The sequence below is a fragment of the Roseibium litorale genome (genome assembly GCF_014842915.1).
In the GTDB taxonomy this organism is placed as follows: Bacteria; Pseudomonadota; Alphaproteobacteria; order Rhizobiales; family Stappiaceae; genus Roseibium; species Roseibium litorale.
In genome coordinates this window covers 1-10711 of the sequence record NZ_JACYXI010000031.1, presented here as the reverse complement: position 1 = coordinate 10711, position 10711 = coordinate 1, and the positions used below count along the sequence as shown (strand labels likewise).

7 protein-coding genes and 2 pseudogenes are annotated in these 10711 nt (G+C 58.5%); 4 read left to right on the top strand and 5 right to left on the bottom strand.

Annotation, left to right across the window (positions count from 1 at the left end; all coding sequences use genetic code 11):
* Nucleotides 1–103 precede the first annotated feature (103 nt).
* Entirely contained in the window at nucleotides 104–592 is a 489-nt protein-coding gene (locus tag IG616_RS22770) for a hypothetical protein (protein ID WP_192151277.1), read from the bottom strand.
* 223 nt (nucleotides 593–815) lie between these two features.
* Here IG616_RS22770 and IG616_RS22765 point away from each other — a divergent pair, with 223 nt between their 5' ends.
* Nucleotides 816–1034: a hypothetical protein gene (locus tag IG616_RS22765; protein ID WP_192151275.1), complete on the top strand. Its 219-nt coding sequence runs from the start codon at nucleotides 816–818 to the stop codon at nucleotides 1032–1034.
* Here IG616_RS22765 and IG616_RS22760 read toward each other — a convergent pair.
* Nucleotides 1019–1786 (bottom strand): hypothetical protein, encoded by a 768-nt coding sequence (locus tag IG616_RS22760; protein ID WP_192151273.1) that lies wholly within the window; start codon nucleotides 1784–1786, stop codon nucleotides 1019–1021. The genes IG616_RS22765 and IG616_RS22760 overlap by 16 nt on opposite strands.
* Before the next feature lie 169 nt (nucleotides 1787–1955).
* A pseudogene (locus IG616_RS22755) lies at nucleotides 1956–2156 on the bottom strand (integrase core domain-containing protein); the annotation flags it as partial.
* Nucleotides 2157–2403: 247 nt separating this feature from the next.
* Between IG616_RS22755 and IG616_RS22750 the strand changes: the two are divergent.
* The gene (locus IG616_RS22750) at nucleotides 2404–3615 is read left to right on the top strand and encodes an IS110 family RNA-guided transposase (protein ID WP_246476372.1); all 1212 of its coding nucleotides are present in this window, start codon (nucleotides 2404–2406) and stop codon (nucleotides 3613–3615) included.
* An 8-nt stretch (nucleotides 3616–3623) separates the two neighbouring features.
* On the opposite strand, the pseudogene IG616_RS22745 reads toward IG616_RS22750, so the two are convergent.
* Together IG616_RS22745 and IG616_RS22740 are read right to left on the bottom strand one after the other, a co-directional pair.
* Nucleotides 3624–4541, bottom strand: a pseudogene (locus IG616_RS22745) (IS3 family transposase); the annotation flags it as partial.
* 233 nt (nucleotides 4542–4774) lie between these two features.
* Nucleotides 4775–8446, bottom strand: coding sequence for a vitamin B12-dependent ribonucleotide reductase (locus tag IG616_RS22740; RefSeq protein WP_192151271.1), 3672 nt, complete (start codon nucleotides 8444–8446; stop codon nucleotides 4775–4777).
* Between the two features lie 677 nt (nucleotides 8447–9123).
* Between IG616_RS22740 and IG616_RS22735 the strand changes: the two genes are divergently transcribed.
* Complete coding sequence (locus tag IG616_RS22735; RefSeq protein ID WP_192151269.1) at nucleotides 9124–9948, top strand: response regulator; 825 nt, start codon at nucleotides 9124–9126, stop codon at nucleotides 9946–9948.
* 204 nt (nucleotides 9949–10152) lie between these two features.
* Nucleotides 10153–10539: an NADH:ubiquinone oxidoreductase subunit NDUFA12 gene (locus IG616_RS22730; RefSeq protein WP_192151267.1), complete on the top strand. Its 387-nt coding sequence runs from the start codon at nucleotides 10153–10155 to the stop codon at nucleotides 10537–10539.
* The last annotated feature ends 172 nt before the right edge of the window (nucleotides 10540–10711 follow it).

Sequence of the window (10711 nt, the reverse complement as noted above, 5' to 3'; positions counted from 1 at the left end):
CTCAATAACGCCATGTCGATCACTCCATAGCCCCCGCTGAAAACACGCGAGGGAAGGTTCAAACATGGGTCAATTCTCAATGGAAATATCAGGCCAAGCCGGGTCACTTCTCAATGGAAATCAACACATACGGAAAGCCTCGTTTGACGGCTGTCTTGGCGATTTCCTTGTTGCAGAGATCGTTGCGACCGGAGGCATCCGAACAGGAATGGATTCCAAGCACGGACCCAGGCGTCAGAACTGAATAAAAGCCTGCGGGAAACAGGATCTGCGCGCAGGCCGACGCGCATTCGCCGTCTCCCATGATGGAGAATTCGCGAGCTTCGATTTCGTTCGCGAGCGCAAGCGCGGCGGCGACGTTTCCGCCGAGGCTCGTGATCACCAGGATGCGCGCCGAAGGCGGAGTTGTTACTAGGAGATCGACGAAACGTTCTGTATCGCCATGTTCAATGGTGCCGTTGGCTCTGACCACTGTAGTGTTTGGGTGTTCCGGGTAAGGAGTGATTTCGAATGACATGGCGGATGCTGATGCAATGCCAGCAATGATAGTTAGAGCCAACGCCCACGTTGTTGAAGTCAATGAAACCGGCATTGAAGTTTTCTTGATCCGCTAAATTGAATGACGTCTATCGATGTCTTTTTATTTTCGAGTAATTCCAGGTTCTGGGTGAAATGCGCGAACATAAAAACTCGGACTTGGAGATTTTGTTGGAAACGAGGATTGCGCCGGCCAGCTTAAGACTAAATACTCTATACGTAGAGTGATTAAGGCCGACTTTGGTGGTCGCTGAGGCTGGATTGAAAAGGAGATAGTTTTGGCTAGACCTGGTTACATTGATGCTGCGGACGATATGTTGATCGATTTTGACCGAATTGACGAGGAAAATCGTGGGAAAATGCTCCCTTCAGTTGTAGATTCTATTATTGATATGGCTGAAATGGAGCACTCAGCCGGCTGGATTGCACGCCAACTTAAGCTTGACGTAAATGATGTCGAGGATGTCTTGACGAGATCCGGTTACAGCCTCAAATAAGTTCTTGCTCTACGAATATGGCGTGTCTCTTCTCCGTCTTGTGTCTTAAATTCAAGATGTCCGCGCCAAGTCGCACCACTTTCCATTAGCAAGACCTTTCCTATTGGAAGCTGCAAATTTGGATCGCGGGTCGAGGTTACTATTTCCGTCAGGTCTGACAGGTACCAGATGCCTGATGGCCGACCCGGATTTAGGCGTGAATAGACCTCGTTCTTTAGCTCCCAGGGAACTCCCTCAAGATTATTTAGACAAGTGAAAATCTTACCTAAGCAGTTTTCACTTCGCCAACTTGTGCTTTCTGGAAGAAACCCAGCGCGCGCCCAAACGTAGCTCCCAGTATCTACTGCAATTACGCCCAAGCGTTTTAAATTCAACTTCATTGCAAGAAGAATAGAATTTCGAGCCAGAATTCTGCCTAGCCCGTTTCCTTGGTAGCGCTCTAGAATTTCTAGAAAATCCTGATGTAGTTGATTGTTCTGAAACTCGATAGATCTCTGAGCAAAAAGAACTTCTTCGATGTTATCAAGGGCCTTGATTTCGACCGTAACGCACTCGCTCATTATATCTACTGAGCGTAATAGATATTTTTTTGTCAGGTTAATGTCTTTTGACAGTTGTTCGCAAATATTTTTTGGCCTCAACAGCGATTCTGAAGAAAAACGATTTATCCACCATGTAATGATGTCGGGGGATATTGGGAATTTAACTTCCAGTCCTTCCTTGAAGACGCGCTCCCTGATGTTATCTTTCATCGTTGCAAACTCATTCTAGACAATCTGATTTGATTGTATCAGTAGTATGATTCGCGCAATATTTGCATTGGTTGCGGATCTTAATAACAGGGCGTATCGGGTTTACTGGAGAGGTGAGGTGCTCCCCGTCTTTGGATCGCCCCGGGCCGGAATTTCCGGGGGTGTTGGCTCAGAAGGCGGAAGCTGCCGATGAGCCATTCATGAGCGATATCGGCGGCTTGTTACCGATGGCGCTATGGGGACGGACGGTGTTGTAGTCCTTGCGCCATTCCTCCATTTTTGAACGGGCGTCGTCAGGCGTCAGGAACCAGTGCGCGTTGAGACCTTCGTTCCGGAACTTGCCGTTGAATGACTCAATGAAGACGTTATCCGGCATGATGTCGTTGGTGCTTCGTTCCCCGGATGTCGCAAGCTGGTATGCTTGGGGGGATCCGGGCCTCGGGGCACCGGGAGCACGCAAGTGCGGGCAGGCCGTCGCACAGACATGAGCTGTGAGCTCGAGGTCGTTATCTGGCCGCCCCTGCGACTAGCCCGGATGCGCTGCGAGCGCGGATCCGTAATTGTCGTGTCGCCCGCTGGCTCCCTCGTCTTGAACCTGACCAGGAAAGGAGGAGGACATGCGGATCATCGGCATGGACATCCACCGCGTGGCAGCGGAAGTCGTCGCGCTCTTCGAAGGCAAACTCACAAAGCTGGGTCGCGTTCCGATGTTGCGCGAACACCTGGAGGCCTTCGCCCGACGGGAACTGACCCACGATGACCACGTGGTCATCGAAGCGACCGGGAACGCGGCGTCGGTCGCGGAACTCTTGGCCCCCTTCGTCGAACGGGTCATCGTGGCCAACCCGAAGCAGGTGCGCATGATCGCACACGCCAAGATCAAGACGGACGCAATTGATGCCGCTGTCCTGGCCAAGCTCTATGCGACCGGCTTTCTGCCCGAGGTTTGGGTTCCCGATGCACGAACACAGGCCTTGCGGCGCCAGGTTGCACGGCGGACGCAGCTCGTCCGACAACGCGTGCGGCTGAAGAACATCATCCAGTCGATCCTGCATGCCCATCTCGTTCCTCCGTGTCCGCACGGCAACCTCGTCGGGATCAGCGGCCGGAAGTGGCTCGCAAAGCAGATTGTTCCCCCGGACGAGCGCGCCGCTATAGAGCGGCACCTCGGCCAGATCGATGTCATCGAAGCCGCCCTCAAGGTGGTCGAAGCCGAGATCGCCGGCGAGGTACTGGCAGACCCGGTCATTCGTCGGATCATGACCTTGCCCGGCGTGGACATGATGGTTGCCACTGGGGTTGCTGCCGCCATTGGCGATGTGCGCCGGTTCCCCGACCCGCAGAAGCTGGTTGGGTACCTCGGTCTGAACCCGAGTGTCCGCCAGTCTGGCGAGGGCCCCGCCTACCATGGCCGGATCACCAAGCAAGGTCGGGGGCAGGCACGCGGTATGCTCGTCGAAGCAGCATGGGCCGCGGCGCGATCTCCGGGGCCGCTTCGTGCTTTCTACCAGCGGATCGCAGCCCGCAGGGGAAAGCACATTGCCGCGGTGGCGACGGCCCGGAAGCTGTCCATGATCCTTTGGCACATGCTGACGAAGGAGACCGACTACATCTGGGTGCGTCCGGCCTTGCTGGCTCGCAAGCTCAGGAACGTTGAACTGAAGGCGGGAATGCCAGCCGAACATGCGAAGCGCGGCGATGCCTACGACTATAACATCCCGGAACGGCGGGCCGCTGAACGCGCGCAAGTCGAGCAGGCCGAGCAAGATTACGCGCGCTTCATCTCGCGATGGCGCAGTCGACCACGAGGTGAGGCAAGGCCCGCATAAAAGGGCTTTTCAATTACATCCGTGTCGGTGGGTTTGCCCGGCCGGGAGAAGTCCAGCTCGACATCTTTCTGATAGGCCCAGAGGTCCAGATCACCGGAGATGAACTCCGATCCCTGGTCGACCCTGATCGTCTTCGGGTAGCCGACGGACCGGCACGCTAGTTCCAGTGTCGCCACGACATCCTCACCGCGATAGCTGAAGCGCGGATCGACCGCCGGCGAGAAGCGCGACGAGGTATCGACGACTGTCAGTACGCGGATCTTGTGGCCGGTGGCGAGCTGATCATGAACGAAGTCCATCGCCCAGACGTCATTGGAATGCACAGCCTCTGTCCGGTCCTCGCGCAGCTTCGCCTTTACCCGCCGCTTCGGCGTCTTGTTGCGGATCTGGAGGCCCAAGTCCTTGTAGAGGCGATAGATCCGCTTGGCGTTCACGGGCCATCCCTCCCGGCGTAGCAGCACATGGAGACGCCGGTAGCCGTTAGCGCACCCGCGTCGCCGCAATCTCTTTAATCCGGGCTTTCAACGCTGCCTGATCGCCGCGCTTCGACTTGTAGTGATAGAGAGAGGTATCGATCCGCAGGCATGAACAAGCACGGCGGATGAACACCTTCCAGTCCTCATGGACCTCATCAACAAGACCGCGGCGGCGAGCAGGCTTCACAGCTTTTTTGACAGCACGTCTTGCAACATTGCCTTGTCGAGCGTCAGGTCGGCAACGATCTTCTTCAGCCTGTTGTTCTCGTCCTCAAGCTGTCGCATCCGCTTCACCTCGGACGGCGTCATGCCGCCATAGCGCTTGCGCCAGTTGTAGAACGTCGCGTCGCTGATGCCGGCCTTGCGGCACACTTCCGCGACCGGTGTGCCTTCATCCGCCTGGCGCAGGATGAAGGCGATCTGCGCCTCGGAAAACTTCGACCTCTTCATGGAACTCTCCTTCTCCCGACATCGGGATCATAAGTGGAAAATTCCGGCTCAGAACGGTCCGAATTAACGGAGGCACGTCAAGGTCCCAGAATTGACATCAACACCTACGGACATAGAAAACCCACCCGATCGTCTCCGATGGGCGGGTTTTTGTGTTTCAGGGCCGTTTGAGCCGCTTATTGGCCTAAATTGGCCATCCTATGCGACTCGGGACAACAACGTAGCGCTCAAGTTCAACTGCAGCCGCTGGTGCTGCCGCAGGTGTCGCATTTCAGGCAGGTGCCGTTGCGGACCATGGTGAAGTTGGCGCATTCCGGGCAGCTTTCGCCTTCATAGCCTTTCATGCGGGCCTGGGCGATCTGCTGGGCGGCAGAGGTCTTCGGGGCAGGGGCAGTGGAGATCTCCACCCTGGCTGCGGCTTCCGAACCCCGGGCAAAGGCGGTTGCCACTGCCGAGGTCTGGCCGACGACCGTGCTGGTCAGTTCCGCGGCAATCGCCTGGGTAAGGTTGCCTGCCGGTTCAGACCCGGAGACCAGACGGAAGCGTTCGGTCTGGCCGCGGATCAGGCCGTGAGACACGACGCCCTTGGCCTTGCTTTCGGCTTCCGCAGCGCTGGTGCCGTTCTGGCCGAAGACTTCCGGGGACACATGGGCCAGATCGTTGCGGCCGAGATAGGAGACGGCCAGTTCGCGGAACACATAGTCGAGGATCGACGTTGCGTTCTTGATCGCGTCATTGCCCTGCACCATGCCTGCCGGCTCGAACTTGGTGAAGATGAAGGCGTCGACATATTCCTCCAGCGGCACGCCATACTGGAGGCCGAGGGAGACGGAAATGGCGAAGTTGTTGATGAACGCGCGGAGGGCGGAGCCTTCCTTGTTCATGTCGATGAAGATCTCGCCTAGGCGGCCGTCATCATATTCGCCGGTGCGCAGGAACACGGTGTGCCCGCCGATCTTGGCCTTCTGGGTGTAGCCCTTGCGCCGGGTCGGAAGCTTTTCCTGCTCGCGCACCACGCGCTCCACGATCCGCTCGACGATGCGTTCGGCAATGACTTCCGCCCGCGCTGCCTGGGGCTTGGCCGCCAGCAGCTCGACGGCGTCATCCTCGTCCTCATCCTCATCGGCCAGAAGCTGGGCGTTGAGCGGCTGGGAGAGCTTGGAGCCATCGCGGTAGAGCGCGTTGGCCTTCAGCGCCAGCTTCCAGGACAGCATGTAGGCGTCCTTGCAGTCCTCAACCGTGGCATCGTTCGGCATGTTGATCGTCTTGGAGATCGCGCCGGAGATGAACGGCTGGGCCGCAGCCATCATGCGGATGTGGCTTTCCACGGAGAGGAAGCGCTTGCCGATCTTGCCGCACGGGTTGGCGCAGTCGAAGACCGGATAGTGCTCTTCCTTCAGGAAGGGGGCACCTTCCAGGGTCATGGCCCCGCAGACATGGGTGTTGGCAGCTTCGATCTCGGCCTTGGAGAAGCCGAGGAACGGCAGCAGTTCGAAGTCCATGGCTTCCATCTGCTCGTCCGAAACGCCAAGCGCCTTCATCTGCTCGTCGCCGAGGGTCCAGCGGTTGAAGACGAACTTGATGTCGAAGGCCGACCCGAGGCTGCCCTTCAGCTTGTCCAGGGTTTCATCGCTGAAACCCTTGGCCTTCAGGCTGGACGGGTTGATGCCCGGAGCCTGATCCAGAGAGCCATGGCCGACCGCATAGGCTTCGATTTCGGCGATCTGGCTCGGGGTATAGCCGAGCTTGCCCAGGGCTTCGGGAACCGCGCGGTTGATGATCTTGAAATAGCCGCCGCCGGCCAGCTTCTTGAACTTCACCAGAGCGAAGTCCGGTTCGATGCCGGTGGTGTCGCAGTCCATGACCAGACCGATGGTGCCGGTCGGGGCAATTACCGTGGACTGGGCATTGCGGAAGCCGTTCTTCTCGCCGAGTTCCAGAGCCTTGTCCCAGGCGCGCTTGGCGTGCTCGATCAGGGCCTTGTCCGGGCAGGAGGCGTGGTCCAGGGCAACCGGAACGGTGCTCAGCGCTTCATAGCCGGTTTCCTCGCCATGGGCCGCACGGCGGTGGTTGCGGATGACGCGCAGCATGTGCTCCGCGTTTTCCTTGTAGCCCGGGAAAGCGCCCAGCTCACCGGCCATTTCGGCGGAGGTAGCATAGGACACACCGGTCATGATGGCGGTGAGGGCGCCGCAGAGCGCACGGCCTTCAGCGCTGTCATAGGAAATGCCGGAGGTCATCAGCAGGCCGCCGATATTGGCATAGCCGAGGCCCAGGGTACGGAACTTGTAGGAGAGTTCCGCAATTTCCTTGGACGGGAACTGGGCCATCAGAACGGAGATTTCCAGAACGATGGTCCACAGGCGCGTGGCGTGCTCATAGGCGTCCACGTCGAAGGACTTATCCTCGCGGCGGAACTGCATCAGGTTCATGGACGCCAGGTTACAGGCGGTGTCGTCCAGGAACATATATTCCGAGCAGGGGTTGGAGGCACGGATTTCACCGGACGCCGGGCAGGTGTGCCAGTCGTTGATGGTGGTGTGGTACTGGATGCCCGGATCAGCGGACGCCCAGGCGGCGTAGCCGATCTGTTCCCACAGTTCCTTGGCCTTGATGGTCTTGACCACGCTGCCGCCGCGGCGGGCGGTCAGGTCCCAGGTGCTGTCTTCGACAACAGCGCTCAGGAAGCCGTCGGTCACGCGCACGGAGTTGTTGGAGTTCTGGCCTGCAACAGTCAGGTAGGCTTCGGAATCCCAGTCGGTATTATAGACCGGGAACTCGATCTTGGTGAATCCCTGACGGGCGAACTGGATGACGCGCTGAATGTAGTTTTCCGGCACCATCATCTTCTTGGCGGCGCGGATCTCGCGCTTCAGGGCCGGGTTCTTGGCCGGGTCGAAGCATTCGCCATTGTCAGCCTCGCAGTTGATGCAGGCCTTCATGATCAGGCTGAGGTGCTTCTGGCAGATCTTGGAGCCGGTGACGAGGGCAGCGACCTTCTGCTCTTCCTTCACCTTCCAGCTGATGTAGGATTCAATATCCGGATGGTCGACGTCGACGACGACCATCTTGGCCGCGCGGCGGGTGGTGCCGCCGGACTTGATCGCGCCAGCTGCCCGGTCGCCGATCTTCAGGAAGCTCATCAGGCCGGAGGACTTGCCGCCGCCGGACAGTTTTTCGCCTTCGCCGCGGACGCGGGAGAAGTTGGAACCGGTGCCGGAGCCATATTTGAACAGGCGGGCTTCACGCACCCAAAGGTCCATGATGCCGCCTTCATTCACCAGATCGTCTTCAACGGACTGGATGAAGCAGGCGTGCGGCTGCGGATGCTCATAGGCGGTGGCGGACTTCACCAGCTCGCCGGTCTGGAAGTCGACGTAGTAGTGGCCCTGGCTCGGGCCGTCGATGCCATAGGCCCAGTGCAGGCCGGTGTTGAACCACTGCGGGCTGTTCGGCGCCACCTTCTGGGTCGCCAGCATGAAACGCAGTTCGTCATAGAAGGTCTGGGCGTCGGCTTCACCGTCGAAATAGCCGCCCTTCCAGCCCCAGTAGGTCCAGGTGCCGGCGAGACGGTCGAAGACCTGTCGGCCATCGGTTTCAGAACCGTAGCGCTGATCTTCCGGCAGCTTTTTGAGGGCCTTCTCATCAGCTTCATGGCGCCACAGCCAGGACGGCACGGTGTTTTCCTCGACCGGCTTCAGCTTGGCGGGCACGCCAGCCTTGCGGAAGTACTTCTGAGCCAGAATGTCAGCGGCAACCTGGGAAAACTGGGCAGGAACCTGGATGTCCGCAAGACGGAACACGATGGAGCCGTCCGGGTTGCGGATTTCACTCGTCGCGGTCCGGAATTCGACCTCGGCGTAAGGGGATTGTCCCTCTTTGGTGTAGCGCCGTTCAATCCGCATTCCTCGTCCCCTTTTTAGGTCCCGTTCGGATGCCCGCTCGCCGCGCGCAGCATCCTCAGCCTCAAGTCGAAAGTTTCAATTCCCGGCCGTCATCCGCTGTCGCGCTGGCGGCTTGTCGAGCCCGTTTTGATTGGATCTGGCTCGCGGCCAGAACACTCGAACATGGTTATCTTGTATTTGGACCGGTTGATGAACACTAAATGTAGTATCTATCAACAGGTTTGTCACGGGTGCAAATGAGATGCAGACACACGAAGAGCGTCCACCCGGAAGGCTGGCCTGCACAATCGGGAGAGACACGCTGATTACGCTTGAACTGGAGGGTGGGAACCCGAGAACACAGGCTCCGCTTACGCACACCGCAACGATTAGAAATCTAGTGTAAACGACCTTTTAACGTCAACCCGGAGCGGACAAGCTCTGGTGGGTAAATTGTGGGCATCCGCTAAATCTTGTGTGTGTCTGTGGATAGCGGGGAGGGGAACCGGCCAAGCCGATTCTTCACCTTTGTCCCCATATTCAACCGCGGCCCGCAAAATGAGCCTGTCAGACGCAGGCTGAACAGATTCTATGAAAATTTGAAGAAAATTGCCTCTTTCGGTTTCAGCGGCATTTAAAGCGCGGTGTGCATTGTGTTTTCCGGCATCCGGTGGGATCAGCAGGGGACACTTGTCAGCATGAAAAATCATGCAGCCTATGGGCTGGAGATGGAAGACCTGGACGTTGTGGTCGTCGAGGACAGCAGGCCCATGCAGACGATCATCCGGTCGATCCTGCTGAGTTTTAAGGTCGCCCGTGTGCGGGCTTTTGATTCGGTCGACGAAGCGTTGCAATCGATGCTGGCAGAACCGCCCAACGTCATTCTGACCGATTGGCGCATGGAGCCTGCCTCCGGCTACCAGCTTCTGCGCCTGGTCCGTCACAGGCACATGGATCCGCTCTGTTACGTGCCTATCCTGTTCATCACCGCCCATGGCACAAGGGCTCTGGTGGACAGGGCCCTGAGGGCGGGCGCGCACCATCTTCTTGTCAAGCCGCTGTCCCCATCCACCTTGTACAGCCGCTTGCGCTGGCTGTTGAGGGACGACCGGGTGATGGCGCTGGAGAATTCCGGCTTCTACAACATCTTGGGGGTCAGCAAGCTGCTGGATCAGGCGGCGGAAAAGATCCAGACCCTGGAAAATGCGCGAAGCTATCACCAGCAGGCAATCCGGAAGCTGGCTGCGGTGCAAGAGGCAGTGGAGAAAGAGTTCGAGCGTCCGGCGGGCGATGGCCAGGACGTCATGATCCCGGAAACCCCTTTTGTGCATGGGAATGCGAAACAGCTGCAGGAGGAGGCCGAAACGGTTGCCGCCGAGGCCCGGTCCGTGGAAAAGATGGGCATCAAGCTGTCCGGCAAGGCGGAGAAACCCGCCGCCAAACCGGAAAAGAAGCTGGCTCCTGCCTCCGCCTACGCAAGCACGCACCGGCCATCCGGAAGCCGGGCGCCGTCTTCAAGATAATATCAAGACACCGCACAGGCGGGTGCGGGAATCCTCTCAAATCCACGGATTTTGGCGTCATTACCGGGGAGTTGCGGCAATGCGGTACTGGACAGGCGCAAAGTGAGGCGGCATAGTCCGCCAAAATCCGGCCAGCCACGCCGCCTTGAGACGGCAGGCAAGCCATTGACCGACTGATTTGCGCGAAGAGGACCCGGCAGGGCGATGAAGAACTTCCTGATCGAATTCTTTACCTGGTGGAACGGCCAGACCATGGGAACCCGCTTCTTCACATGGCGCAAGGGCGAGTTCGTCGGCGAGGACGAGTTCGGCAACAAGTATTACCGCGAGCGCGGCGGCAAGAAGCGCTGGGTGACCTACAACGGCCTGGCCGATGCCTCGACTATTCCGCCGGGCTGGCACGGCTGGATGCACCACCGCGTCGACACCCCGCCGGTGGACGAGACCTACCACGCCAAGTCCTGGCAGAAGCCGCATGAGCCGAACCACACCGGAACGGCAAAGGCCTACCGTCCGGATGGCTCCATCCTGACCCCGGAAAGCCGTCCGCAGGTGACCGGCGACTACAAGGCCTGGACCCCGGGCGAGTAAGACGCCGTCTCAGGAAGAGATCGTAAGGGCCCGCGTTTGCGGGCCTTCAGACTGCTGACAAACCCGTAGCATTTGCTTGTGGTTTTTGATTCAGTGTCTTTATGTTGAAGAAGCCCGGCCCCGCCCAGACAGCGCTCGAGATTGTGACGCTCGATCAGCTTGTTCCCAAAGA

Coding starts and splice junctions, on each gene's coding strand:
- IG616_RS22770 (WP_192151277.1), bottom strand. CDS start 592: ATGCCGGTTTCATTGACTTCAACAACGTGGGCGTTGGCTCTAACTATC.
- IG616_RS22760 (WP_192151273.1), bottom strand. CDS start 1,786: ATGAAAGATAACATCAGGGAGCGCGTCTTCAAGGAAGGACTGGAAGTT.
- IG616_RS22750 (WP_246476372.1), top strand. CDS start 2,404: ATGCGGATCATCGGCATGGACATCCACCGCGTGGCAGCGGAAGTCGTC.
- IG616_RS22740 (WP_192151271.1), bottom strand. CDS start 8,446: ATGCGGATTGAACGGCGCTACACCAAAGAGGGACAATCCCCTTACGCC.
- IG616_RS22735 (WP_192151269.1), top strand. CDS start 9,124: ATGAAAAATCATGCAGCCTATGGGCTGGAGATGGAAGACCTGGACGTT.
- IG616_RS22730 (WP_192151267.1), top strand. CDS start 10,153: ATGAAGAACTTCCTGATCGAATTCTTTACCTGGTGGAACGGCCAGACC.